The organism is Citrobacter sp. Igbk 14, assembly GCF_028069825.1.
In the GTDB taxonomy this organism is placed as follows: domain Bacteria; phylum Pseudomonadota; class Gammaproteobacteria; order Enterobacterales; family Enterobacteriaceae; genus Citrobacter.
This window is the reverse complement of the sequence record NZ_JANEWM010000001.1, coordinates 76011-100167: the sequence shown is the minus strand read 5'-3', so window position 1 is coordinate 100167 and position 24157 is coordinate 76011. Positions and strand designations below refer to the sequence as shown.

Below are 24157 nucleotides of genomic sequence, written 5' to 3'. Positions count from 1 at the left end.
GGGGTATGCACCTCTAACACATCCTGAAATATCTTACGGTTAAAAATAACTACTCATAAATAGTGCGTTTTTTATTGTCGTTCAACCCGCTCAGGGAGAGCGTCATTATGGAAGGACAATGTCATGGTTGATTTATCCCGTCGAGGCATGTTGACAGGCAGTTGGCGTAAAGCCAACGCGGGGATTCGTCCGCCGTGGAGCAAGGAAGACTCTCACTTTCTGGCCAATTGCCTCCGTTGTGACGCCTGCATCCAGGCGTGTGAAACCGACATCCTGCAGCGAGGCCAGGGCGGTTATCCAAGCGTAAATTTCAAACACGGCGAATGCAGCTTTTGTTACGCCTGCGCAGAGGCCTGTCCCGAATCACTTTTTCTTCCGCGCCACACCAGGGCATGGGATCTGAATTTTTCGATCGGTGACAACTGTCTCGCGCATCAGTCCGTTGAATGCCATCGCTGTCAGGATAGCTGTGAACCCATGGCCATTACCTTTCGTCCCACGCTGTCCGGTATTTATCAGCCACAGCTCGACAATCAGGCATGTAACGGATGCGGCGCGTGTGTCGCTATCTGTCCGGTATCAGCCATTAATGCGGAGTACAACCATGGACACTAACTGGCAGGTCTGCAGCCTGGTCGTTCAGGCCAAAAGTCAGCACATCAGCGATATCGCCACGCAGTTACGTTCGTTTCCGGGTTGCGAAGTTGCTCTCAGCGATGTGGAAAGCGGTCAGCTGATTGTGGTGGTAGAAGCTGAGCATAGTGAAACGCTAATGAAAACAATTGAGTCAGTGCGCAACGTTGCGGGCGTGCTGGCGGTGTCGCTGGTTTATCACCAGCAGGATGAGCAAGGTGAGGAAACACCATGAAACTCAGTCGTCGTAGCTTTATGAAAGCTAACGCCGTTGCGGCCGCTGCGGCGGCTGCCGGGTTAAGCGTGCCGGGCGTTGCCCGTGCGGTAGTCGGTCAGCAAGAAGCGATCAAATGGGACAAAGCCCCGTGCCGATTCTGTGGTACGGGTTGTGGCGTATTGGTAGGAACCCAGCAAGGCCGCGTTGTGGCATGTCAGGGCGATCCTGATGCGCCGGTTAACCGTGGGCTTAACTGCATTAAAGGTTATTTCTTGCCGAAAATCATGTACGGAAAAGACCGTTTAACGCAGCCGATGCTGCGCATGAAAGACGGCAAATATCACAAAGAAGGCGAATTCACCCCGATTAGCTGGGACCAGGCCTTTGATGTGATGGAAGAGAAGTTTAAAGCGTCTCTGAAAGAGAAAGGGCCAGAAGTTGTTGGTATGTTTGGCTCCGGTCAGTGGACCATCTGGGAAGGCTACGCTGCCGCAAAACTGTTCAAAGCCGGTTTCCGTTCGAATAACATCGATCCGAACGCGCGTCACTGCATGGCGTCAGCCGTTGTGGGCTTTATGCGTACCTTTGGTATGGATGAGCCGATGGGCTGCTATGACGATATCGAACATGCAGATGCTTTCGTCCTGTGGGGCGCAAACATGGCGGAAATGCACCCGATCCTGTGGTCACGCATTACCAACCGTCGTCTGTCCGATCCTAACGTTAACGTCGCCGTTCTCTCTACCTTCCAGCATCGTAGCTTTGAGCTGGCGGATAACGGCATCGTCTTTACGCCGCAAAGCGACCTGGTGATCCTCAACTACATCGCAAACTATATCATTCAAAACAATGCGATAAACCAGGACTTCTTTAGCAAGCACGTTAACCTGCGTAAAGGGGCGACGGATATCGGCTACGGTTTACGTCCTACCCATCCGCTGGAAAAAGCGGCGAAAAACCCAGGTTCTGACGCCTCTGAACCGATCAGCTTTGAAGAGTACAAAGCGTTTGTTGCGGAATATACGCTGGATAAAACCGCAGAAATGACCGGCGTGCCAAAAGATCAGTTGGAACAGCTGGCACAGCTGTATGCCGATCCGAAGAAGAAAGTTATCTCCTACTGGACGATGGGCTTTAACCAGCATACCCGTGGCGTATGGGCTAACAATCTGGTCTATAACCTGCACCTGCTGACCGGTAAAATTTCTCAGCCAGGCTGCGGCCCATTCTCGCTGACGGGTCAGCCTTCCGCTTGTGGTACCGCGCGTGAAGTCGGGACCTTCTCTCACCGTCTGCCTGCGGACATGGTGGTGACGAACGAGAAACACCGCGATATCTGTGAAAAACACTGGAACATTCCGGCGGGGACCATTCCGGCGAAAATCGGCCTGCATGCTGTGGCGCAGGATCGTGCACTGAAAGATGGCAAGCTCAATGTCTACTGGGTGATGTGTAACAACAACATGCAGGCTGGGCCGAACATCAACGAAGAGCGTATGCCTGGCTGGCGCGATCCGCGCAACTTTATCATCGTTTCCGATCCGTACCCGACGGTCAGTGCTCTGGCGGCCGACCTGATCCTGCCAACAGCGATGTGGGTAGAGAAAGAAGGGGCTTACGGTAACGCCGAGCGCCGTACTCAGTTCTGGCGCCAGCAGATTAAAGCACCGGGTGAAGCGAAATCTGACCTGTGGCAAATGGTGCAGTTCGCCCGCCGATTCAAAACGGAAGACGTCTGGCCGGAGGAACTGCTGGCTAAGAAACCCGAGCTGCGCGGTAAGACGTTGTATGACGTGCTGTTCGCCACGCCAGCCGTCACGAAATTCCCGGTCAGCGAACTGGCTGAAGATCAACTCAACGATGAATCTCGCGAACTCGGTTTCTACCTGCAAAAAGGGCTGTTCGAAGAGTATGCCTGGTTTGGTCGCGGACACGGACACGATCTCGCACCGTTCGATGATTACCACAAGGCGCGCGGGTTACGCTGGCCGGTGGTTGACGGTAAGGAGACTCAGTGGCGCTACAGCGAAGGCAACGATCCGTACGTGAAGGCGGGTGAAAGCTACAAGTTCTATGGCAAACCGGATGGGAAAGCCGTCATCTTCGCGCTGCCATTTGAACCGGCGGCTGAAGCACCGGATAAAGAATATGATCTGTGGCTCTCCACCGGTCGCGTACTGGAACACTGGCACACTGGCAGCATGACGCGCCGCGTGCCGGAACTGCACCGTGCGTTCCCGGAAGCGGTACTGTTTATCCATCCGCTGGACGCGAAAGCGCGCGATCTGCGCCGTGGTGACAAGGTCAAAGTGGTTTCCCGTCGTGGTGAAGTGATTTCGATTGTTGAAACACGCGGCCGCAACCGTCCGCCGCAGGGGCTGGTGTACATGCCGTTCTTCGACGCCGCACAGTTGGTGAACAACCTGACGCTGGATGCGACGGATCCGCTCTCTAAAGAGACGGATTTCAAGAAGTGCGCTGTGAAACTGGCGAAGGTGTAACGCGTTATGTCCCGGTCAGCAAAACCCCAAAATGGCCGCCGCCGCTTCCTGCGCGATATGGTTCGCGCAGCAGGCGGGCTGGCCGTCGTTGGCGTGGCGCTGGGGTTGCAACAGCAAACTGCACGCGCAAAAGGTGTGCGGTTGCGCCCGCCTGGGGCTCTGAGTGAGGACGCATTTGCCAGCGCCTGCGTGCGCTGTGGTCAGTGCGTCCAGGCTTGCCCGTACGACACGCTGAAACTGGCAACGCTGGCCTCCGGGCTGGCGGCCGGAACACCCTATTTTGTCGCTCGCGACATCCCCTGCGAGATGTGTGAAGACATTCCGTGCGCCAAAGTTTGCCCCAGCGGCGCGTTGGACAGGGAGATTGAGTCTATTGACGATTCACGCATGGGGCTGGCGGTGTTGTTGGATCACGAGAACTGCCTTAACTATCAGGGATTGCGTTGCGACGTTTGCTATCGCGAGTGCCCGAAAATCGATGAGGCCATCACCCTGGAGCTGGACCGCAACATGCGTACCGGTAAGCATGCGCGGTTTATTCCAACCGTGCATAGCGATGCCTGTACCGGCTGCGGTAAATGCGAAAAAGTCTGCGTACTGGAACAGCCGGCAATAAAAGTGTTACCGCTGTCGCTGGCGAAAGGGGAGTTGGGACACCATTACCGCTTCGGTTGGCTGGAGGGGAACAATGGCAAATCGTAAACGTGATGCGGGGCGTGAAGCACAAACGAAAAAAGGTTGGTGGCGGAGCCATCGCTGGCTGGTGTTGCGTCGTCTGAGCCAGTTCCTGGTTCTGGCAATGTTTCTCAGCGGTCCGTGGCTGGGCGTGTGGGTGCTGCATGGTAATTACAGCAGCAGCCTGTTGCTGGATACCATTCCGTTAACCGATCCGCTGATCACCCTGCAAAGCCTGGCCAGCGGGCACCTGCCCGCAACAGTTGCGTTAACAGGGGCCGCCATTATTACGGTTCTGTATGCCCTTGCCGGTAAGCGATTGTTTTGTAGTTGGGTCTGCCCGATGAATCCGGTTACTGATTTGGCGAGCTGGCTGCGCAGAAGATTTGACCTGAATCAGTCTGCGACTTTGCCGCGCTATATACGGTACGTCCTGCTGGTGGTTATCCTGGTCGGTTCTGCCCTGACAGGGACGCTGCTATGGGAATGGATAAATCCGGTCTCTTTGCTGGGACGTAGCCTGGTAATGGGCTTTGGCAGCGGGGCGCTGCTTATTCTCGCGCTGTTTTTATTTGATTTACTGGTTGTTGAGCATGGCTGGTGCGGGCATCTCTGCCCCCTGGGTGCGCTGTATGGCGTATTGGGTAGTAAAGGTGCATTAACCGTATCGGCAAAAGAACGTAAGAGATGTAACCGCTGTATGGATTGTTTTCATGTTTGCCCGGAACCGCATGTGCTACGTGCGCCGGTGCTGGATGAGCAAAGCCCGGTGCAGGTGACCAGTCGCGATTGCATGGCCTGCGGTCGCTGTGTGGATGTCTGTTCTGAGGATGTTTTTACAATAACGATACACAAAATCATTTGAGATGCATCGCGGCGGCAAGTGAGGAAATCCCCGGGAGCATAGTAACTATGTGACTGGGGTTTCGGAGCGCAGCCAACAAAGAGGCAGCTTAAAGGATGAAGTGTAAATGCGATGGAGTTCGGGAGCTAAACAATGAAAAGCCATGACCTGATTAAAGCGCTGAGTCAATGGACAGCCGCGCTGGCCCTGGTAGTCAGTGGGGCCGTTTGGGCTGCAAACGGAGTGGATCTGAGCCAGTCACCGGAAGTCTCAGGGACACAGGAAGGGGCGATTCGCATGCCGAAAGAGCAGGAGCGTATGCCGCTGAATTATGTGAATCAGCCACCAATGGTTCCGCACAGTGTTGACGGCTACCAGGTGACGACCAATACCAACCGTTGCCTGCAGTGTCACGGTGTTGAAAGCTACCGCACCACCGGTGCACCGCGTATCAGCCCGACGCACTTTATGGACAGCAACGGCAAGGTACTGGCTGAAGTCGCTCCGCGTCGTTACTTCTGCCTGCAGTGTCATGTCCCGCAGGCTGATGCGGCACCGATTGTTGAAAATACCTTTACCCCCTCGAAAGGTTACGGGAAATGAGAGCCTGTCCCATTAGGCTATTTTATTTGCCATTTCGGACCAGGGCAGTGCTCACAGTCCTCACGTACTGTAAGTACGCTCCGGTTGTTCCGCGCTGTCCGTGTCCAAACTGGCTGCAACAATTTACGCCTACTGGAATAGGCTCGGGAGGTCATTATGGAAAATTCTAACCGTAAACCAGGCTGGATTAAGCGCGTCTGGCAATGGTGGCGTCGCCCCAGCCGTCTGGCGCTCGGCACGCTGTTGTTAATCGGCTTTGTGGTCGGCATTATTTTCTGGGGCGGCTTTAATACCGGTATGGAAAAGGCCAATACGGAAGAGTTCTGCATTAGCTGTCACGAAATGCGCAATACGGTGTACCAGGAATATATGGAAACCGTACACTACAACAACCGCAGCGGTGTGCGCGCGACTTGCCCTGATTGCCACGTCCCTCATGAGTGGGGCCCGAAAATGATCCGCAAAATCAAGGCCAGCAAGGAGCTGTACGCGAAAGCACTGGGGTTGATAGATACACCGCAAAAATTTGAAGACCACCGTTTATCGATGGCGCAAAATGAATGGCGGCGTATGAAAGACAATAATTCGCAAGAGTGTCGGAACTGTCACAACTTCGAGTTTATGGATTTAACCGCCCAGAAAGGCGTAGCGGCTAAAATGCATGACCAGGCCGTGAAAGAAGGGCAAACCTGTATTGACTGTCATAAAGGGATAGCACACAAACTGCCTGATATGCGCGAAGTCAAACCGGGCTTTTAACAGGATGTAAATAATCAGGATGCTTGAGGCCAGAGAACTGCTCTGCGAGCGAGATGACAGAATACTGTTTAGCGATCTGTCATTTCGCGTCAATGCAGGGGAATGGGTACAAATTACCGGGAGTAATGGCGCGGGGAAAACCACCCTGCTGCGGTTGCTTACCGGGCTGGCTCGTCCTGACGCCGGAGAGGTTTGCTGGCAAGGGAAAGCGCTGCACCAGGTGCGGGACAGCTACCATCAGGAACTACTGTGGATCGGACATCAGCCGGGGATAAAAACCCGGCTTTCGGCGTTGGAGAATCTGCGGTTTTTTCATCACGATGGCGATTGTCTGGCGGCGCTGGCGCAGGCAGGTCTCGCCGGATATGAAGATATTCCTGTTAATCAACTCTCTGCCGGACAACAGCGGCGCGTGGCACTGGCTCGCCTCTGGCTGACCCGCGCGCGACTGTGGATCCTCGATGAACCCTTTACGGCAATTGATGTGCACGGCGTTGAGCGACTGACTCAGCGCATGGCACAGCATACAGAGCAGGGTGGCATTGTGATCCTTACCACGCACCAGCCTCTGGGTGTTGAGACCGATAAAGTGCGACGTATTGCGCTGACCAGCGAGAGGGCCGCGCAATGATGTGGCAAATCTTCCGTTTAGAACTGCGGGTTGCGTTCCGTCATAGTGCAGAGATCGCCAATCCGTTATGGTTTTTCCTGATCGTCATAACCCTGTTCCCGCTCAGCATAGGGCCGGAGCCACAGCTGCTGGCGCGTATTGCACCGGGCATTATCTGGGTTGCCGCATTGCTGGCATCATTACTGGCGCTGGAACGTTTATTTCGGGATGACCTACAGGATGGCAGCCTCGAACAATTGATGCTGCTGCCATTGCCGCTACCGGCCGTGGTGCTGGCGAAGGTAATGGCGCACTGGGTTGTAACTGGTTTGCCGCTGCTGATCCTCTCGCCGCTGGTGGCATTGCTGCTGGGAATGGATATGTATGGTTGGCAAATTATGGCGCTGACGTTGCTGCTTGGAACGCCGACGCTGGGTTTTCTCGGCGCACCTGGCGTGGGACTGACGGTGGGGTTAAAACGCGGTGGCGTGCTGTTGAGCGTGCTGGTACTCCCGCTAACCATTCCATTGTTGATTTTTGCGACCGCTGCGATGGACGCCGCCTCGATGCACTTACCCGTTGAAGGGTACATGGCGATTCTTGGAGCTCTACTGGTAGGAAGCGCCACGTTAAGTCCCTTTGCGACGGCGGCGGCGTTACGTATCAGCGTGCAATAGCGCAGATATGACTTGTAGGCCGGACAAGGCGAAGCCGCCCTCCGGTAAAACGGAAATTTACTAATTTATTGAGTCTGGTGACTGAACTATGTGGAAAACACTTCATCAACTGGCGATGCCCCCACGTCTCTATCAGATCTGTGGCTGGTTTATCCCATGGCTGGCGATTGCCAGTGCAGTGGTTCTGGTAACAGGATGGGTTTGGGGATTTGGCTTCGCGCCAGCGGATTATCAGCAGGGGCAAAGCTATCGCATCATCTATCTGCACGTCCCGGCGGCAATCTGGTCGATGGGCATTTACGCGTCGATGGCGGTTGCCGCATTTATCGGCCTGGTCTGGCAAATGAAAATGGCCAATCTGGCGCTGGCAGCGATGGCGCCAGTTGGCGCAGTGTTTACCTTTATTGCACTGGTGACGGGCTCTGCATGGGGAAAACCGATGTGGGGAACCTGGTGGGTCTGGGATGCCCGACTCACTTCTGAGCTGGTGCTGTTGTTTCTCTATGTTGGCGCCATTGCGCTGTGGCATGCCTTTGATGATCGTCGCATGGCGGGACGAGCAGCCGGTATTCTGGTACTGATTGGTGTCGTGAACTTACCGATTATCCACTATTCGGTCGAGTGGTGGAACACGTTGCACCAGGGGTCGACCCGCATGCAGCAAAGTATTGATCCGGCGATGCGTACGCCACTGCGCCTGGCGATCGTCGGCTATCTACTCCTGTTTGTCACGCTGGCGCTGATGCGCATGCGTAATCTGATTTTATTGATGGAAAAACGCCGCCCGTGGGTGAGTGAACTGATCTTAAAAAGAGGCCGCCAATGACCCCTGCATTTGCATCATGGAGTGATTTTTTCGCGATGGGCGGTTACGCCTTATATGTCTGGCTGGCCGTGGCCATGAGCGTAATTCCGCTGGTGGTGCTGGTGCTGCATTCTGCACTACAGCATCGCGCAATCTTACGCGGCGTGGCGCAGCAGCGGGCGAGAGAAGCGCGCATGCGTGCGGCGCAAGTTCAACGGGAGGCGGCGTGAATATTCGACGTAAAAATCGGCTATGGATAGCCTGTGCGGTACTGGCGGGCCTGGCATTGACCATCACGCTGGTGCTCTACGCGCTGCGTTCCAATATCGATTTGTTCTATACGCCGGGAGAAATACTCTACGGCAAGCGCGAAACTCAGCAGATGCCGGAAGTCGGTCAACGCCTGCGCGTTGGCGGAATGGTTATGCCGGGTAGTGTGAAGCGCGATCCGCAGTCGCTGAAAGTTAACTTCAGCATCTATGACGCCGAAGGCGTGGTGGATGTGACTTATGAAGGTATCCTGCCGGATCTGTTCCGTGAAGGGCAGGGCGTCGTTGTTCAGGGGGAACTGGATCAGGGAAATCATGTGCAGGCCAAAGAAGTCCTTGCCAAACATGATGAAAATTACACCCCGCCGGAAGTTGAAAAAGCGATGCAGGAGAACCACCGTCGCCCGGAAAGTGTTTATAAGGATAAAACGTCATGATGCCTGAAATTGGCAATGGGCTACTGTGTCTGGCACTCGGCGTTGCACTATTGCTGTCGGTTTATCCGCTGTGGGGTGTTGCGCGTGGCGATGTCCGGATGATGGCCTCTGCGCGCCCCTTTGCCTGGGTGTTGTTTATCTGTGTGATGGGTGCGTTTCTGGTGCTGGTAAACGCATTTGTGGTCAATGACTTTACCGTGACCTATGTCGCCAGCAACTCCAACACGCAACTTCCGGTCTGGTACCGCGTCGCCGCGACATGGGGTGCACATGAAGGCTCACTGTTGCTGTGGGTGCTGCTGATGAGCGGCTGGACGTTCGCAGTGGCGCTTTTCAGCCAGCGGATGCCTCTGGATATCGTCGCCCGCGTACTGGCGGTGATGGGCATGGTCAGCGTCGGCTTCCTGCTGTTTATTCTGTTTACCTCCAACCCGTTTTCCCGCACGCTGCCGGACTTCCCGATAGAAGGGCGTGACCTTAATCCGCTGTTGCAGGATCCGGGGTTGATCTTCCATCCGCCATTGCTGTATATGGGCTATGTCGGTTTCTCTGTGGCTTTTGCTTTTGCCATTGCCGCACTGATGAGCGGGCGTCTGGATAGCACCTTTGCCCGTTTTTCCCGTCCGTGGACGCTGGCGGCATGGGTGTTTTTGACACTGGGTATTGTGCTCGGCTCTGCGTGGGCATACTACGAACTGGGCTGGGGCGGTTGGTGGTTCTGGGACCCGGTAGAGAACGCTTCGTTTATGCCGTGGCTGGTGGGGACTGCGCTGATGCACTCGCTGTCAGTGACCGAACAACGCGCCAGCTTTAAAGCCTGGACGTTGCTGCTGTCAATATGCGCCTTCTCGCTTTGCTTGCTCGGGACGTTCCTGGTGCGTTCGGGTGTACTGGTGTCGGTGCACGCTTTCGCCTCTGACCCGTCGCGCGGGATGTTCATTCTTGCCTTTATGGTGCTGGTTATCGGCGGTTCCCTGCTGCTGTTTGCGGTACGTGGACACAAGGTTCGTTCGCGGGTGAATAACGCGCTGTGGTCGCGTGAATCGCTGTTGCTGGGTAATAACGTGCTGCTGATTGCTGCCATGCTGGTGGTGCTCCTGGGCACGCTGTTGCCGTTGGTGCACAAACAGCTGGGGCTGGGCAGTATTTCGATTGGCGAGCCATTCTTCAATACCATGTTTACCTGGCTGATGGCACCGTTTGCGCTATTGCTGGGGATTGGGCCACTGGTACGCTGGGGACGTGACCGACCGCGGAAGCTGAAAACGCTACTGATTGTCGCGTTTGTTACCACGCTGGTACTGTCCGTGCTGCTGCCGTGGCTGTTTGAAGACCGTATCGCTGCCATGACGGTCGTGGGTATGGCAATGGCATGCTGGATATTTGTGCTGGCGATGTCCGAAGCGTTCCTGCGTATTTCGCGCGGCACGAAGCTGACGCCGAGCTACTGGGGCATGGTTTCAGGTCACGTGGGGCTGGCTGTCACCATCGTCGGTATTGCCTTTAGTCAGAACTACAGCGTTGAACGCGATGTGCGTATGAAGGCGGGCGATAGCGTCGCTATTCATGATTATCAGTTCACCTTCCGCGAAGTAAAAGATATTACCGGACCTAACTATCGGGGGGGCGTGGCCGTGATTGGTGTTACCCGCGACGGCAAGCCGGAAGCGACGCTGCATGCGGAAAAACGCTTTTACAACAGCACCAGTTCAATGATGACCGAAGCGGCGATCGATGGCGGACTGACGCGTGACTTGTACGCTGCATTAGGCGAAGAGCTGGACAACGGCGCGTGGGCAGTGCGTCTGTACTATAAACCGTTTATTCGCTGGATTTGGGCTGGAGGGTTGCTGATGGCGCTGGGCGGGTTGTTCTGCCTGTTTGATCCACGCTATCGCCAGCGCACGCGTCCTCGTGCTGCTGCGCAAAAAAACGCGCCGGAGGCTGTATGAAGCGCAATGCATTGTTAATTCCGTTTATTATTTTTCTCATTATTGCAGCGGCGCTGCTGTGGCAACTGGCACGTAACGCACAGGGAGACGACCCGACGAATCTGGAATCGGCGTTAATCGGTAAGCCGGTGCCGACGTTCCGTCTGGAGTCGCTGGAAAATCCGGGCCAGCATTACCAGGCTGATGTGTTGACGCAGGGGAAGCCGGTGCTGCTGAACGTGTGGGCGACCTGGTGTCCGACCTGTCGTGCTGAGCACCAGTATCTGAACCAGCTGTCGGCACAAGGCGTGCGGGTCGTTGGGTTGAACTATAAAGACGATCGTCAAAAAGCCATCGTCTGGCTGAAAGAACTGGGCAATCCGTATGCCTTAAGTCTGTTTGACGGTGACGGTATGCTCGGGCTGGATCTTGGCGTGTATGGTGCGCCGGAAACATTCCTTATCGACGGTAAAGGCATTATTCGTTATCGCCATGCCGGTGATTTAAACGCCAGGGTATGGGAGAGCGAGCTCAAACCATTGTGGGATAAATACAGTAAGGAGGCTGCGCAATGAGGTTCTTTCTGGGCCTGCTGATGCTGGTTATCTCGGGATCGGCGCTGGCCACTATTGACGTGATGCAGTTCAAAGATGAGGCACAGGAACAGCAGTTCCGTCAGCTTACTGAACAGTTACGCTGCCCAAAGTGTCAGAACAACAGCATTGCTGACTCTAACTCAATGATTGCCACCGATCTGCGTCAGAAGGTTTACGAACTGATGCAGGAAGGGAAAAGTCAGAAAGAAATTGTCGATTACATGGTGGCGCGATACGGCAACTTCGTGACTTACGATCCGCCGTTGACGCCGCTGACTGTGCTGCTGTGGGTGATGCCCGTTGTGGCAATTGGCTTAGGGGGCTGGATTATTTTTGCCCGCTCACGCCGTCGAGTACGAGTGAAGCAGGAAGAATTTCCTGATGATATTACCCCCGACGGTAAACGCGGTGGGTTAGGGCTCTTTATACCCGGCGTTATCGTGGCGCTGGTGGTGGGCGCGGTGAGCTATTACCAAACCGGTAGCTATAAGCAGGTTAAGGTCTGGCAGCAGGCGACTGCACAGGCTCCGGCGTTGCTGGAGCGGGCGTTAGATCCAAAGGCTGAGCCGCTGAATGAAGAGGATATGGCGCGTCTGGCGCTGGGATTACGTACCCGGCTGCAAACCGATGCCGGAAACGTTGAAGGCTGGATTATGCTTGGGCGCGTAGGCATGGTTCTCGGTAATGCCAGTACGGCAACTGAAGCGTATGCTAATGCCTACCGACTGGATCCTAAAAACAGCGATGCTGCGCTGGGTTATGCGGAAGCGTTGACCCGTTCTTCCGATCCAGATGATAACCGTCGCGGTGGGGAGTTGTTACGTCAATTGGTCAGGAGCGAACATGCGAATGTGCGTGTACTGAGCATGTACGCTTTTAACGCTTTCGAACAGCAGCGCTTCGGTGAGGCGGTTGCGGCGTGGGAGATGATGCTGAAATTATTGCCCGCCAATGATACCCGTCGGACGGTAATTGAGCGCAGCATCAAACAGGCGATGGAACAGCTGGCACCGCAGGAGAAATAAGCGTTCAGATTGCCCGATGGCGCGCAGCTTTCGGGCCTGTGTGGGCCTTGTAGGCCGGATAAGACGCTGAGGCGTCGTATCCGGCATCTTATTGATTACTGCATTCCGCGTGTTTGTAAAAACAGGATGGTGGCGGCAACGCGAGAGCGGACGTTCAGTTTACGCAGCAGGTTGCGGATATGCACTTTCACCGTTTGCTCGGAAATGTTCAGTACAGATGCAATCTGTTTATTCGATAATCCCTGAGCCAGCTCATGTAACACATCCAGCTCGCGTTCGGTGAGTACGCTGAACGGATCTTCCTCAGCGCCAAACAGTTCCCGTTCCCGTAGATAATCGCTGACGCGTTGGCTAAAGGCTTTACCTCCTTTTGCACCAGCGCGAATGGCTTCCAGCAGAACTTCAGGATCGCTGTCTTTAAGCAAATAGCCATCCGCGCCGGCATCAATCAGGGCGTACACATCGCTGGCGGCATCCGAAACGGTCAGAATAATAATTTGTGCAGTAACGCCATCCCGGCGTAACGCATTCAGGGTGTCCAGTCCGCTCATGCCTTTCATATTGAGATCGAGCAGGATCACATCAAGATCCAGACGGTTTGCCAGATCGATAGCGCTTGCACCGTCGCCGGCTTCGGCAACTACGTCAAATGCGCTATCCAGTTGCAATAACTGACTAATTCCTCGCCGCATGAGTGGGTGGTCATCAACAATCAGCACCCGAAAAGGCGTTGCTTCAGGCATACTTTTCTCCTGAGTTTTTATTAGTATCATTATTGTTTTCAGCACATAAATCGTCCAGATTCCAAGTGCTGATGAGAGGATAAATTTTACCCCAATTTGTCCATGGGTAAGTAGTAAAACCTGTGTGGAAAAGGGGGCGAATAACAGGAAATGGCGAATGGTGGACATTAAAAATCAATCATGAAGATTGGTTTTTGGGGCGGGCACATACGAGAATATGAACTCTCCCGCTCCCGAAAAGAGTCAGGATGCTGAGGAAGGAAACCGATGTCCTTTTCTTCATGCTTTGCCGTAAGAGACCTCATTCCGGTCATAATTTTATATTTGTGAGATAAAAATCTTCAGACTTTTCCGGGTATACCCGGGCACTGTCCAAAAGTGTCTATTTTCCTCGATTGAAATTTCCTCTCTAACTTGGTTTCCTTCTGATCAATCTGATTAGTTTAGTGAGGGTATATGTTTGTTCCTGTGTGGGCACTCTTTGGGGTGTTGGCCGTGATTGGACTGATGGTGATATTGGGTTTCATTCTTGAAGCAAGAGTGTACGAGGAAAGGGACAAATTCAATGATGCTTTACTTACCCGGTTAGACGCATTGAATGAGGATTTGAAGGAAGTTTTGAAAAGTAAGTAACCATTTTCTGATTTCATTAGAAGAGGGGGCTGAAAGCCTCCTGTTTTGTCTTATACCGAGGAGACTGGCCAAGTTAGCGCTTGTCATATTGGTATCTTTTTTGTACGTCTTTTTTAGGATAGACGTCATGGTGTGGGCACTGATGAGGCAAAGAAGAGGGGGGCTATTCTTGAGAACTGCAAGAGCGTACGGGCACAGAAGAGGATATAAAAAAGGGATTAACCATGCGGTTAATCCCTTAATTTATCTGGTAAAATTGGTCGGCACGAGAGGATTTGAACCTCCGACCCCTGACACCCCATGACAGTGCGCTACCAGGCTGCGCTACGTGCCGACACTTATGGCTGCTAATACTACTGCTTTCCACCACGAATGCAAGAGGATGGACTGCTAACTGATTTATAATTAATCAGTTAGCGATAAATCGTTTCTCATCCGTCAGCACTTGCAGCAGCAAACTCAGCTGCGGTTTCTGATCTTTAATTTTCTCGCCGCGTAAATTATAGGTCTGGTAATTACCGTTGTTATTAAGCACCAGCGTCATCTCTGGTGTGGTAATGGCCATTGTGCTGCTGTCAGCCGCCGTGACCCAGTAATGGCGGCGTGTTGCATTAAACAAATCCTGTCCCTGTGAGTACTCGCTTGCTGGGGTACTGACGTGGAGCAGGCGCTGCATCAGTGTTGTCATCAGGTCAGTATGATCGGTCAGGCTATTAATACGTTGCGCAGGTGTTCCCGGCCAGTGAATAACCAGAGGCACCTGTAGATGGCCACGCGACCAGGCGAAGTTATTCTCTTCCTGCGTCAGCGGCACGCCCCGGCCTGCGGTAATAATGACCACCGTATTGTTCAGTTTCCCGGAATCACGCAGTGCGCTGAGTATACGGTTGATGTTTGCATCCACATCTTGCGCCGCGCTGGCGTAACGTTTGGCAAAATTCTTCTGGTTGCTGTCATCAAGGTTCGTTCCGTTAAAGGAAACCCATGAGAACCAACGGTTATCATCTTGCGCATAGCGGCCCAGCCAGTTAATCCACTGGCTTGCAGTTTGTTGATCAGATTGCGTTTGCACGTTTGGCATCGAAAAGTCTGACAGCAATGCCTGGCGATACAGTGGGCTAGTGAAGCCATCAGAGGAGAACAATCCCAACTGATAACCTTGTTGATTCAGCGCAGAGATTAGCGCGGCAGGCGTTCGGGTCGATAAAATGCCGTCCATGTAGCTTGGCGAGACGCCATAAAACAGGCCAAAAATCCCGTTGTCTGCGGTATTTCCCGAACTCATGTGACGCGTAAAGGAGATATTCTGCCCGGCAAATTCTGCCAGAGCAGGCATCTGCTGTTCAAAGCGCGAGTAATTCAGACCGTCAACGGTGATCAGCAGGACATTCTGACCCGTTCCCATATCACGGTAACGCAGCTCACTGAGCGGATACTGGACGGAGACCGCTTCCGGATTACCCTGTTCAATCAGGCGGCGCTGATACTCTTGTGCATCCAATAGACCATGTTTTTCCAGAAACTTACGTGCGGTCATAGGATAGGAAAGTGGCAGGTTTGCACGTTGCATGGTAATCGGGCGATAGAAGTTGGCATCAGCCCAGATATACACCACATGTGAGGCGATAAATGAAACGAAAAAGAATGCTGCTAACGGTTTGGCAAAATGGCGGCGACGCGTCAGGCTGCGCAGTTTCTGCCAGCTCCAGGTTGCAAACAGCATTTCGATTAGCAGAATGATTGGCACGCTGATAAACATCAACTGCCAATCTCGGGCCGCTTCATTCTGGTCAGGGTTAATGACCAGCTCCCAAACTATGGGGTTGAGATGCAGGTGGAAGCGTGTGAACACTTCGCTGTCAATCAACAACAGCGTCATACCTGCTGTCGCCAGAATGGCTGATAAGAATCGCATCAGCCTCTGGGACATGACGATGAACGTCAGAGGAAACAGGATTAGCAGATAGGTGGCAAACACCAGGAAGCTAAAATGCCCGACAACGCTCAGGTAAGAATAAACACGTCCTGCAAGCGTTGTCGGCCAGTCGGCGACAAACAGGTAACGGCTACCGAGTACCATGGCCAACAACATGTTGAACAGGGCAAACCAGTGCCCCCAGCTAACCATCTGGGAGACTTTCTCACGGTAGCGCTGATGATGAGTTACCATAAACTGTTGTTCGTTTCCCCGGAGCAGGCTCTTAGTGCGCTTGGTCGTCGTTTACCGAAGACTGCAATGCGCGGGCAAAAGAGTTCGCAATCGCCTGGCGCTGGGCCGGTGCGATGCTTGTATTGATAAGGTTAGTCACCATATTTCCCAAAACCATCAGGGAAAGATCGGTTGGTGCCTTATGTTTTTCCAGTACGTTGAGCATCTCATTCAGTAATTGTTCAACGTGTTCGTCACTATAGCGGGAAATTTGTGGCATAAATCGAAATCAGTCTGTTCATGAAAGGGCAACATATTACCGTAGAGACAGTTTTTTTTCTGCTTTTTTATCTTCTATTGCGTCACTGCCCGGCAGGTGGTTGAATACCGCCCGGTCTAAAAGGAGAGTTTATCATGAGTCTGGATATCAACCAGATTGCCCTGCACCAGCTTATCAAACGTGACGAGCAGAATCTTGAGCTGGTCTTGCGCGATTCATTACTGGAACCGACAGCGACGGTTGTCGAGATGATGGCTGAGTTGCACCGGGTGTATAGCGCCAAGAATAAAGCCTATGGCCTCTTTAGCGAAGAGAGCGAGCTGGCGCAAACGCTGCGCTTACAGCGCCAGGGTGAAGAGGATTTTCTGGCTTTTAGTCGTGCTGCGACGGGACGTCTGCGCGACGAACTGGCGAAATATCCTTTTGCCGACGGTGGTGTCGTACTGTTCTGCCATTATCGCTATCTGGCGGTAGAGTATCTTCTGGTCGCGGTGCTGAATAATTTAAGCAGCATGCGCGTCAATGAAAATCTGGATATCAATCCGACACACTATCTGGATATCAATCATGCGGACATCGTCGCGCGTATTGATTTAACCGAGTGGGAAACCAACCCGGAGTCCACGCGCTACCTGACGTTCCTGAAAGGGCGGGTCGGGCGTAAAGTTGCCGATTTCTTTATGGATTTCCTCGGTGCCAGCGAAGGTCTGAATGCCAAAGCGCAAAACCGTGGCCTGCTGCAGGCCGTGGACGACTTTACCGCTGAGGCGCAGCTCGATAAGACTGAGCGTCAGAACGTGCGCCAGCAGGTCTACAGCTACTGTAACGAGCAGTTGCAGGCAGGTGAAGAGATCGAGCTGGAGTCGCTATCCAAAGAGCTTTCCGGCGTCAGTGAAGTCAGCTTTAGTGAATTTACCGCGGATAAAGGGTATGAGCTGGAAGAGAGCTTCCCGGCAGATCGCAGTACGCTGCGTCAGTTAACGAAATTTGCCGGAAGCGGCGGTGGATTGACGATTAACTTCGATGCCATGCTATTGGGCGAGCGTATTTTCTGGGACCCGGCGACAGACACGTTGACCATTAAAGGTACGCCGCCGAACCTGCGTGACCAACTGCAGCGTCGCACATCAGGCGGAAAGTAATCTCGTTGATGCCGGATGGCGGCTTAATCGCCTTATCCGGCCTTTGGTTTTGTCGCCATCGATAAACAACGCCCATAAAAAAACCCCGCCAGGGCGGGGTTTTTCTTCAACTTGTTGGCGATTACGCGCGAACGAAGTCGATGTGAGACAGCTTCGGCTTGAACGGGTGACGCTGTACAGCCTGAGCTTTAACTTTAACTTCTTTACCGTCAACAACGAGGGTCAGAACTTCGCTGTAAAATTCAGCTTTAGCTTGCATGTTCATAACTGCATCGTGATCCAGTTCGATAGCAACCGGGGCTTCTGCGCCACCGTAGATGATTGCCGGGAACTTGTTAGCGGCACGCAGGCGGCGGCTCGCACCCTTACCCTGCTCTTTACGTACTTCAGCGTTGATAGTAAACATTTAAATCTCTCTTTAATAATTCCTGCTACAGGCGACCCAGCAACAGGTAAGTGATCTGCTTTGCGTATGCAAAAGCGGGCGAGATTCTATACTCAAACGGCGGGTACATCAATCAAAAGTACGATTAACCGCGTAATTCATGTGCCCGCCGGAAACGACCTTCATAGTCGAAGACCTTTTCACGTACCTGCCAGTACTGGCCTTTCATGCGTGCCACCACAAAATCAGGATGTCGCAGCAGGGCCTGTTGGGCGAGGATATCGGCGGCGGTTATCCAGCGTAAGGGCACGCCGGGGGTACGGGTATGTGGGCGAATAAACAGCTGTTCAAAGGCCGTTCGCTGCGCGGGCGTGTGTAAGCGAAAACGCTCGCTGACGTTGGCACCATCTTCATCGTAATAGGTGATTTTCAGCCATTCACCTTTTTCATCCTGGCCGTTTTGTAACACCATGCCGCTACAGCGCAGAACCAGTGCATCTTTGAGTCTGAGCGCGGCTTTCAGCATATCATCCGGATCGACCAGTACCGTATCGCACTCGCGACAGCGGCGAGCGGCAATATCATTTTCCGCATTACACTGCGGACAGTTTTTAAAACGAAAGCGGAAATCGCACTGCTCGCGATGACCGTCATCATCTTCAAACCATCCCTGGCAGCGACGGCCAAAGTGTTCGATCAGTGTGCCATCAGCGGTTGTTTTCCCCCAGAACGTGTTAGCAAATCCGCAGGCAGGGCAGAATACCTGCACCGGAATGTTGTCACTTTTCCCTTTGGGCGCACCCACTTCCGGGGCGTACAGATCGTGCGGATTCCCGGCGTAATCAAGGATCAGACAGTCCGTTTTCCCCGGAGCCAGGCGCAACCCGCGTCCAACGATTTGTTGGTACAAGCTGACCGACTCGGTTGGGCGCAGGATGGCTATCAGATCAACATGTGGGGCGTCAAATCCGGTGGTTAAGACCGCAACGTTAACCAGATAGCGAAAGCGCTGTGATTTGAAGTCTTCGATTAATACATCACGTTCCGATCCCGGTGTCTCTCCGGTGATAAGCGCCGCATCATCAGCAGGGAGCAGGCCGACAATCTCTTTGGCGTGCTCAACGGTAGCGGCGAAAATCATTACCCCTTTGCGCGTCTGAGCAAACTCAATAATCTGACTGATGATATGCGGTGTTATTCGTTGTTGTTTTTTCAGCTCCCGATTAAGGTCTGCTTCACTGAACAGGCCATTACTCTGCGCCTGCAGGCGACTGAAATCATATTGTACGACCGGCATATCGAGGCGTTCCGGCGGCGTCAGATAACCGTGCTTTATCATGTAGCGCAGCGGCAATTCATAAATGCAGTCGCGAAATAACGCTTTTTCATCGCCGCGAACCATACCGTGATAATGGAAATGATAAATCCAGCCTTTGCCCAGGCGAAAAGGTGTGGCGGTGAGCCCGAGCAGGCGTAGATGAGGATTTACGTTTGTCAGGTGTGTCAGGATCTGTTGATACTGACTCTCTTCATCATCACCAATGCGATGGCATTCATCGACGATGAGCAGGGAAAATTCGCCCTGGAAGGCGTCCAGATTCCGTGCCACCGACTGAACGCTGCCAAAAACCACTTTCCCGTGGCTCTCTTTGCGCTTTAACCCGGCGGCAAAGATATCGGCTTCCAACCCCAGAGCGCAGTACTTGGCATGATTCTGCGCAACCAGCTCTTTGACATGTGCCAGCACCAATACGCGCCCACGTGCAACCCGCGCCAGTTCAGCAATCACCAGGCTTTTGCCTGCACCTGTGGGGAGGACGATAACTGCCGGCGTGCGGTGATGACGAAAATGGTTGAGCGTGGCATCCACGGCTTCTTTTTGGTAAGGACGAAGAGTAAAAATCATGGGCTCACAATATGTAACAGTCTCGCGTATAGTATGCCACGAATCTTTTTCCCTTGAGGGAAGTTGTTAGCTCGTTATACTGAGCGGAAAACGGCTCCACTTTTCGGGCATAACGCCCGATTTCCGTATTGTTACAGGCAAAATCACACTCATGCGACTTGATAAATTTATCGCTCAGCAACTCGGCGTCAGCCGCGCTATTGCCGGGCGTGAGATCCGTGGTAACCGTGTTACCGTCGACGGCGAAATCGTCAGAAATAGCGCCTTTAAGCTGCTGCCAGAACATGACGTTGAATATGACGGCAATTCTCTGGTTCAACAGACGGGTCCACGCTATTTTATGCTGAATAAGCCTCAGGGCTATGTTTGCTCCACGGATGATCCGGATCACCCGACAGTGCTCTATTTTCTCGATGAACCTGTCGCGCACAAACTGCATGCGGCAGGACGTCTGGATATCGACACCACCGGACTGGTGTTAATGACCGACGACGGTCAGTGGTCGCATCGCATTACCTCTCCGCGTCACCATTGTGAGAAGACTTATCGGGTGACGCTGGAATCACCGGTGGCAGACGATACCGCAGAGCAGTTTGCCCGTGGTGTGCAATTGCATAACGAGAAAGATCTGACGAAGCCGGCTGTGCTGGAAGTGATCACGCCGACTCAGGTACGTTTGACCATCAGTGAAGGGCGCTATCATCAGGTTAAACGCATGTTTGCCGCTGTCGGGAATCACGTTGTGGAACTGCATCGTGAACGCATCGGTGCCATCAAGCTTGATGAGGATCTGGAGCCCGGTGAATACCGTCCATTGACCGAAGAAGAAATCGCCAGCGTTAACTTAACCCCGCGTTAATATCAGGAGCTAAATGTGACCACCCGGCAGAACTCTTCAATTGCCATTGTTTTTATCCTTGGCTTGTTGGCCATGTTGATGCCGTTGTCGATCGATATGTATCTTCCGGCACTGCCGGTGATCTCTGCTCAATTTGGCGTGCCGGCAGGCAGCGCGCAAATGACCCTCAGTACCTATATTCTGGGGTTCGCGGTGGGGCAGTTGATCTATGGTCCGATGGCCGACAGCATCGGGCGTAAACCGGTGATACTGGGAGGGACCCTGGTGTTTGCGGCGGCAGCGGTCGCTTGTGCGCTGGCGCAAACTATCGATCAGCTGATCACTATGCGTTTCTTCCACGGTCTGGCGGCTGCGGCGGCAAGCGTGGTCATCAATGCCCTGATGCGCGACATCTATCCGAAGGAAGAATTCTCGCGCATGATGTCATTTGTCATGCTGGTGACGACGATTGCACCACTGATGGCACCTATTGTGGGTGGTTGGGTGCTGGTATGGCTGAGTTGGCACTATATCTTCTGGATCCTCGCTGTGGCGGCGATTCTGGCCTCGGTGATGATCTTTACGCTGATCAAAGAGACCTTGCCCGTTGAGCGCCGTCAGCCGTTTCGCTTGCGTACTACTCTGGGCAACTTTGCCTCGCTGTTTCGCCACAAGCGCGTCCTGAGTTACATGCTGGCCAGTGGGTTTAGCTTTGCAGGGATGTTTTCTTTCCTGAGTGCAGGCCCCTTTGTCTACATTGAAATCAACCATGTTTCACCACAGCACTTCGGTTATTACTTTGCACTGAACATCGTTTTCCTGTTTGTGATGACAATCATTAACAGTCGCTTTGTTCGTCGGGTTGGTGCACTAAATATGTTCCGTACCGGGCTGTGGATCCAGTTTGTGATGGCGGGCTGGATGGTATTCAGCGCACTGTTCGGCGTTGGATTCTGGGCTCTGGTTGTCGGTGTTGCGGCGTTTGTAGGTTGCGTGTCGATGGTGTCATCAAATGCGATGGCGGTCATTCTGGATGAGTTTCCGCACATGGCCGGGACAGCCTCATCGTTGGCGGGGACGTTTCGTTTTGGTATCGGCGCTGTTGTTGGCGCGCTCTTGTCACTGGCGACCTTTAACTCAGCCTGGCCAATGATTTGGTCGATTGCGTTTTGCGCCACCAGCTCAATTCTCTTCTATCTCTACGCCAGTCGCAGCAAAAAACGGTGATCTAATACACAACCTGGGGGCTATAACGCCTCCGGAGTTGATGCATATCAACCGCAAATCCATCATTCCCCCCAGTAATGTTTATTTTATGTAAAATCAATTTATGTAAAAAGTCACATCATTGTAGTTAAAAAGGTTGAGTTAGATCGCAGAAACGCGTACATATAGCGCGGAAACATGCCGTACCCATTGAATAAATTTAAATACGGGGTTCGGAAAGCGGCTTAAGGACAGGGTGTAAACGTTTACCAACTGTCTAAAGACGTATTGTCAATGATGTGTTAATATTGATGTAAAATAATTGTGAAGTGACTGTGCTTCCAGGGAAAGAAAGTGATGACATTACAACTCTCAATCGTTCATCGTCTGCCGCAGTGCTATCGTTGGTCGGTGGGTTTCGCAGGCTCAAAAGTTGAACCGATTCCGCAAAATGGCCAAAGTACGGAAAATAGTCTGGTAGCGTTAAAATTACTCAGTCCCGATGGTGACAGTGCGTGGTCAGTCATGCATAAACTCAGCCAGGCGCTTAGCGATATTGAAGTTCCTTGTTCCGTACTGGAATGTGAAGGGGAACCGTGTCTGTTTGTGAATCGCCAGGATGAGTTTGCCGCGACCTGCAGGCTGAAAAATTTCGGCGTGGCCATCGCAGAACCTTTTTCAAACAACAATCCGTTTTGAGCGTCAGCTTAGCGCGAGCAGCTGACGCGTATAGGCCTGTTGTGGCGCGTTAAATACGTGCTCGCATTGCCCCTGTTCCACGACTTCTCCCTGCCGCAACACAATAACCTGATGGCATAACGCACGTACGACATGCAAATCATGGCTGATAAAGATATAGGCCAGACGATGCTTTTCCTGTAAGGACTTTAACAGCGTGAGGATTTGCGCCTGCACGGTTCTGTCGAGCGAGGATGTCGGCTCATCCAGAATGATCAGCGAGGGTTTGAGAATCAATGCCCTGGCAATGGCTATGCGTTGGCGTTGACCACCGGAAAACTCTGCAGGATAACGATGGCGCGTTTCGCTATCGAGTCCGACTTCAGCCATCACGGCTTTTACCTGCGCTTCACGCTGTTCAGCGGAAAGCGTTGGCTGGTGAACGCGCAATCCCTCTTCAATAATTTGTAATACGCTCAAACGCGGATTCAGTGACGAGTTGGGGTCCTGAAAGACAACCTGAATGCGGTGGCGTACTGGCAACAGTTGGCGACGATTTAAGGTATGCAGCGCCAGACCATCGAACACAATACTGCCTTGTGATGTGATTAATCGCAGCAGCGCCAGACCGGTGGTACTTTTCCCGGATCCTGATTCGCCCACCAGCCCCAGTGTTTCACCGGGCCTGAGGGTAAAACTGACGTTGTTAACCACCACGTTATGATCCACCACGCGCTTGAGGATACCCTTGCGTACAGGGAAGGCGACGCTGAGCCCATTCACTTCCAGTAATGGCGGTTGTCCGGCGGGTAAAGGGACTGGATCGCCAGAGGGTTCACTATTTAACAGTTTCTGCGTGTAGGTATGGGTTGGTGCAGCAAGCAATGGCTCGGCACGGTTTTGTTCAACGCATTGACCGTTCTGCATGACGGCAATGGAATCGGCCAGCTTTCTTACGATGCTGAGATTATGAGTGATGAACAGCAATCCCATGTTCAGCTCACGCTGCAATTCTCGCAGTAGTTGCAGAATTTGCGCCTGCACAGAGACATCCAGCGCGGTTGTGGGTTCGTCGGCAATCAACAGCTCCGGGCGGGTTAACAACGCCATAGCAATCATTACGCGCTGGCGCTCGCCGCCGGAAAGCTGGTGCGGATAATCTGTAAGGCGTTTTGCTGCATGGCGAATGCCTACACGATCCAGACAGGTCAGAATTTCTGCCCGTGCGGCTTCCCGACGCATTCCCCTATGCAACGACAGGACTTCATAGAGCTGTTTTTCAAGGTTATGCAATGGATTTAACGATACCATTGGCTCCTGGAAAATCATGGCGATTTTATTTCCCCGTACACCGCGAAGCGTCTGCTCGTTAGCGTGAAGTAATGATTCACCGTGAAAGCGGATATCACCGGAGAGGTACACCGCAGGCGGCGTGGGCAACAGACGCAACACCGAAAGCGCGGTGACGCTTTTACCTGAACCAGATTCACCCACCAGCGCCAGTGTTTGCCCGGCATCAAGGCGCAAAGAGAGTGTGTTGACTACAGTGCGTACGGTATCTTGTTGACGAAAACCGACGGATAAATTCTCAATGGCTAACAGAGGTTGTGTCATC

At 53.1% G+C, this 24157-nt stretch carries 25 protein-coding genes and 1 tRNA gene; 19 read left to right on the top strand and 7 right to left on the bottom strand.

Annotated elements, in window-relative coordinates; all coding sequences use genetic code 11:
• Positions 1-123 precede the first annotated feature (123 nt).
• The 15 genes from napF (at position 124) to NNN64_RS00385 (ending at position 12582) form a co-directional block, all read left to right on the top strand.
• A complete protein-coding gene (gene napF, locus NNN64_RS00455; protein WP_202038234.1) occupies positions 124-615 on the top strand; it encodes a ferredoxin-type protein NapF in 492 nt (163 codons plus the stop codon).
• Complete coding sequence (napD, locus tag NNN64_RS00450; RefSeq protein ID WP_048211123.1) at positions 605-868, top strand: chaperone NapD; 264 nt, start codon at positions 605-607, stop codon at positions 866-868. The genes napF and napD overlap by 11 nt, the downstream gene beginning before the upstream one ends.
• Entirely contained in the window at positions 865-3351 is a 2487-nt protein-coding gene (napA, locus tag NNN64_RS00445; protein ID WP_271440101.1) for a nitrate reductase catalytic subunit NapA, read from the top strand. The genes napD and napA overlap by 4 nt, the downstream gene beginning before the upstream one ends.
• Before the next feature lie 6 nt (positions 3352-3357).
• On the top strand, positions 3358-4053 hold the full coding sequence (gene napG / locus NNN64_RS00440; RefSeq protein WP_271440100.1) for a ferredoxin-type protein NapG: 696 nt from the start codon (positions 3358-3360) through the stop codon (positions 4051-4053).
• Positions 4040-4891: a quinol dehydrogenase ferredoxin subunit NapH gene (napH, locus tag NNN64_RS00435; protein ID WP_271440099.1), complete on the top strand. Its 852-nt coding sequence runs from the start codon at positions 4040-4042 to the stop codon at positions 4889-4891. Before napG ends, napH begins: the two co-directional genes overlap by 14 nt.
• A gap of 132 nt (positions 4892-5023) precedes the next feature.
• Positions 5024-5473, top strand: coding sequence for a nitrate reductase cytochrome c-type subunit (gene napB / locus NNN64_RS00430; RefSeq protein WP_048212558.1), 450 nt, complete (start codon positions 5024-5026; stop codon positions 5471-5473).
• A 156-nt stretch (positions 5474-5629) separates the two neighbouring features.
• Positions 5630-6232, top strand: coding sequence for a cytochrome c-type protein NapC (napC, locus tag NNN64_RS00425; protein ID WP_271440098.1), 603 nt, complete (start codon positions 5630-5632; stop codon positions 6230-6232).
• 13 nt (positions 6233-6245) lie between these two features.
• The gene (gene ccmA / locus NNN64_RS00420) at positions 6246-6863 is read left to right on the top strand and encodes a cytochrome c biogenesis heme-transporting ATPase CcmA (RefSeq protein WP_271440147.1); all 618 of its coding nucleotides are present in this window, start codon (positions 6246-6248) and stop codon (positions 6861-6863) included.
• Positions 6860-7519: a heme exporter protein CcmB gene (gene ccmB, locus NNN64_RS00415; protein ID WP_005129323.1), complete on the top strand. Its 660-nt coding sequence runs from the start codon at positions 6860-6862 to the stop codon at positions 7517-7519. Before ccmA ends, ccmB begins: the two co-directional genes overlap by 4 nt.
• Positions 7520-7607: 88 nt before the next feature.
• Positions 7608-8345: a heme ABC transporter permease gene (locus NNN64_RS00410; RefSeq protein WP_271440097.1), complete on the top strand. Its 738-nt coding sequence runs from the start codon at positions 7608-7610 to the stop codon at positions 8343-8345.
• The gene (gene ccmD, locus NNN64_RS00405; RefSeq protein WP_020996676.1) at positions 8342-8554 is read left to right on the top strand and encodes a heme exporter protein CcmD; all 213 of its coding nucleotides are present in this window, start codon (positions 8342-8344) and stop codon (positions 8552-8554) included. Before NNN64_RS00410 ends, ccmD begins: the two co-directional genes overlap by 4 nt.
• Complete coding sequence (ccmE, locus tag NNN64_RS00400; RefSeq protein WP_005129319.1) at positions 8551-9030, top strand: cytochrome c maturation protein CcmE; 480 nt, start codon at positions 8551-8553, stop codon at positions 9028-9030. The genes ccmD and ccmE overlap by 4 nt, the downstream gene beginning before the upstream one ends.
• Positions 9027-10982: a heme lyase CcmF/NrfE family subunit gene (locus tag NNN64_RS00395; RefSeq protein WP_271440096.1), complete on the top strand. Its 1956-nt coding sequence runs from the start codon at positions 9027-9029 to the stop codon at positions 10980-10982. The genes ccmE and NNN64_RS00395 overlap by 4 nt, the downstream gene beginning before the upstream one ends.
• The gene (gene dsbE / locus NNN64_RS00390; protein ID WP_202038241.1) at positions 10979-11536 is read left to right on the top strand and encodes a thiol:disulfide interchange protein DsbE; all 558 of its coding nucleotides are present in this window, start codon (positions 10979-10981) and stop codon (positions 11534-11536) included. Before NNN64_RS00395 ends, dsbE begins: the two co-directional genes overlap by 4 nt.
• Positions 11533-12582, top strand: a complete 1050-nt coding sequence (locus NNN64_RS00385; RefSeq protein WP_271440095.1) for a cytochrome c-type biogenesis protein CcmH — start codon at positions 11533-11535, stop codon at positions 12580-12582. Before dsbE ends, NNN64_RS00385 begins: the two co-directional genes overlap by 4 nt.
• Positions 12583-12677: 95 nt before the next feature.
• Here NNN64_RS00385 and narP read toward each other — a convergent pair whose 3' ends face one another.
• The 4 genes from narP to NNN64_RS00365 form a co-directional block, all read right to left on the bottom strand.
• Entirely contained in the window at positions 12678-13325 is a 648-nt protein-coding gene (narP, locus tag NNN64_RS00380) for a nitrate/nitrite response regulator protein NarP (protein ID WP_271440094.1), read from the bottom strand.
• A gap of 890 nt (positions 13326-14215) precedes the next feature.
• Positions 14216-14292: transfer RNA gene (locus NNN64_RS00375), tRNA-Pro, on the bottom strand.
• 75 nt (positions 14293-14367) lie between these two features.
• The gene (gene yejM, locus NNN64_RS00370; protein WP_271440093.1) at positions 14368-16128 is read right to left on the bottom strand and encodes an LPS biosynthesis-modulating metalloenzyme YejM; all 1761 of its coding nucleotides are present in this window, start codon (positions 16126-16128) and stop codon (positions 14368-14370) included.
• Between the two features lie 31 nt (positions 16129-16159).
• The gene (locus NNN64_RS00365) at positions 16160-16387 is read right to left on the bottom strand and encodes a YejL family protein (protein ID WP_003027506.1); all 228 of its coding nucleotides are present in this window, start codon (positions 16385-16387) and stop codon (positions 16160-16162) included.
• A gap of 134 nt (positions 16388-16521) precedes the next feature.
• Between NNN64_RS00365 and yejK the strand changes: the two genes are divergently transcribed.
• Positions 16522-17529: a nucleoid-associated protein YejK gene (gene yejK / locus NNN64_RS00360; RefSeq protein WP_271440092.1), complete on the top strand. Its 1008-nt coding sequence runs from the start codon at positions 16522-16524 to the stop codon at positions 17527-17529.
• Between the two features lie 121 nt (positions 17530-17650).
• Here the strand turns inward: yejK and rplY are convergent, their stop codons facing one another.
• A complete protein-coding gene (gene rplY, locus NNN64_RS00355; RefSeq protein WP_137384097.1) occupies positions 17651-17935 on the bottom strand; it encodes a 50S ribosomal protein L25 in 285 nt (94 codons plus the stop codon).
• Positions 17936-18059: 124 nt separating this feature from the next.
• On the bottom strand, positions 18060-19820 hold the full coding sequence (locus NNN64_RS00350; RefSeq protein ID WP_271440091.1) for a DEAD/DEAH box helicase: 1761 nt from the start codon (positions 19818-19820) through the stop codon (positions 18060-18062).
• A 151-nt stretch (positions 19821-19971) separates the two neighbouring features.
• Here NNN64_RS00350 and rsuA point away from each other — a divergent pair, with 151 nt between their 5' ends.
• From rsuA to NNN64_RS00335, 3 genes are all read left to right on the top strand, one after another.
• On the top strand, positions 19972-20679 hold the full coding sequence (rsuA, locus tag NNN64_RS00345) for a 16S rRNA pseudouridine(516) synthase RsuA (protein ID WP_137384095.1): 708 nt from the start codon (positions 19972-19974) through the stop codon (positions 20677-20679).
• Between the two features lie 15 nt (positions 20680-20694).
• Positions 20695-21885: a Bcr/CflA family multidrug efflux MFS transporter gene (locus tag NNN64_RS00340; RefSeq protein WP_271440090.1), complete on the top strand. Its 1191-nt coding sequence runs from the start codon at positions 20695-20697 to the stop codon at positions 21883-21885.
• A gap of 333 nt (positions 21886-22218) precedes the next feature.
• Entirely contained in the window at positions 22219-22563 is a 345-nt protein-coding gene (locus NNN64_RS00335) for a YejG family protein (protein WP_137384093.1), read from the top strand.
• Positions 22564-22566: 3 nt separating this feature from the next.
• Here the strand turns inward: NNN64_RS00335 and yejF are convergent, their stop codons facing one another.
• Positions 22567-24156: a microcin C ABC transporter ATP-binding protein YejF gene (yejF, locus tag NNN64_RS00330; RefSeq protein ID WP_271440089.1), complete on the bottom strand. Its 1590-nt coding sequence runs from the start codon at positions 24154-24156 to the stop codon at positions 22567-22569.
• Between the last annotated feature and the right edge of the window lies 1 nt (position 24157).

Bases quoted from the DNA above. Each gene is read 5' to 3' on its own strand.
- napF (WP_202038234.1), top strand. From the start codon at position 124: ATGGTTGATTTATCCCGTCGAGGCATGTTGACAGGCAGTTGGCGTAAA.
- napD (WP_048211123.1), top strand. From the start codon at position 605: ATGGACACTAACTGGCAGGTCTGCAGCCTGGTCGTTCAGGCCAAAAGT.
- napA (WP_271440101.1), top strand. From the start codon at position 865: ATGAAACTCAGTCGTCGTAGCTTTATGAAAGCTAACGCCGTTGCGGCC.
- napG (WP_271440100.1), top strand. From the start codon at position 3,358: ATGTCCCGGTCAGCAAAACCCCAAAATGGCCGCCGCCGCTTCCTGCGC.
- napH (WP_271440099.1), top strand. From the start codon at position 4,040: ATGGCAAATCGTAAACGTGATGCGGGGCGTGAAGCACAAACGAAAAAA.
- napB (WP_048212558.1), top strand. From the start codon at position 5,024: ATGAAAAGCCATGACCTGATTAAAGCGCTGAGTCAATGGACAGCCGCG.
- napC (WP_271440098.1), top strand. From the start codon at position 5,630: ATGGAAAATTCTAACCGTAAACCAGGCTGGATTAAGCGCGTCTGGCAA.
- ccmB (WP_005129323.1), top strand. From the start codon at position 6,860: ATGATGTGGCAAATCTTCCGTTTAGAACTGCGGGTTGCGTTCCGTCAT.
- NNN64_RS00410 (WP_271440097.1), top strand. From the start codon at position 7,608: ATGTGGAAAACACTTCATCAACTGGCGATGCCCCCACGTCTCTATCAG.
- ccmD (WP_020996676.1), top strand. From the start codon at position 8,342: ATGACCCCTGCATTTGCATCATGGAGTGATTTTTTCGCGATGGGCGGT.
- NNN64_RS00395 (WP_271440096.1), top strand. From the start codon at position 9,027: ATGATGCCTGAAATTGGCAATGGGCTACTGTGTCTGGCACTCGGCGTT.
- dsbE (WP_202038241.1), top strand. From the start codon at position 10,979: ATGAAGCGCAATGCATTGTTAATTCCGTTTATTATTTTTCTCATTATT.
- NNN64_RS00385 (WP_271440095.1), top strand. From the start codon at position 11,533: ATGAGGTTCTTTCTGGGCCTGCTGATGCTGGTTATCTCGGGATCGGCG.
- narP (WP_271440094.1), bottom strand. From the start codon at position 13,325: ATGCCTGAAGCAACGCCTTTTCGGGTGCTGATTGTTGATGACCACCCA.
- yejM (WP_271440093.1), bottom strand. From the start codon at position 16,128: ATGGTAACTCATCATCAGCGCTACCGTGAGAAAGTCTCCCAGATGGTT.
- NNN64_RS00365 (WP_003027506.1), bottom strand. From the start codon at position 16,387: ATGCCACAAATTTCCCGCTATAGTGACGAACACGTTGAACAATTACTG.
- yejK (WP_271440092.1), top strand. From the start codon at position 16,522: ATGAGTCTGGATATCAACCAGATTGCCCTGCACCAGCTTATCAAACGT.
- rplY (WP_137384097.1), bottom strand. From the start codon at position 17,935: ATGTTTACTATCAACGCTGAAGTACGTAAAGAGCAGGGTAAGGGTGCG.
- NNN64_RS00350 (WP_271440091.1), bottom strand. From the start codon at position 19,820: ATGATTTTTACTCTTCGTCCTTACCAAAAAGAAGCCGTGGATGCCACG.
- rsuA (WP_137384095.1), top strand. From the start codon at position 19,972: ATGCGACTTGATAAATTTATCGCTCAGCAACTCGGCGTCAGCCGCGCT.
- yejF (WP_271440089.1), bottom strand. From the start codon at position 24,156: ATGACACAACCTCTGTTAGCCATTGAGAATTTATCCGTCGGTTTTCGT.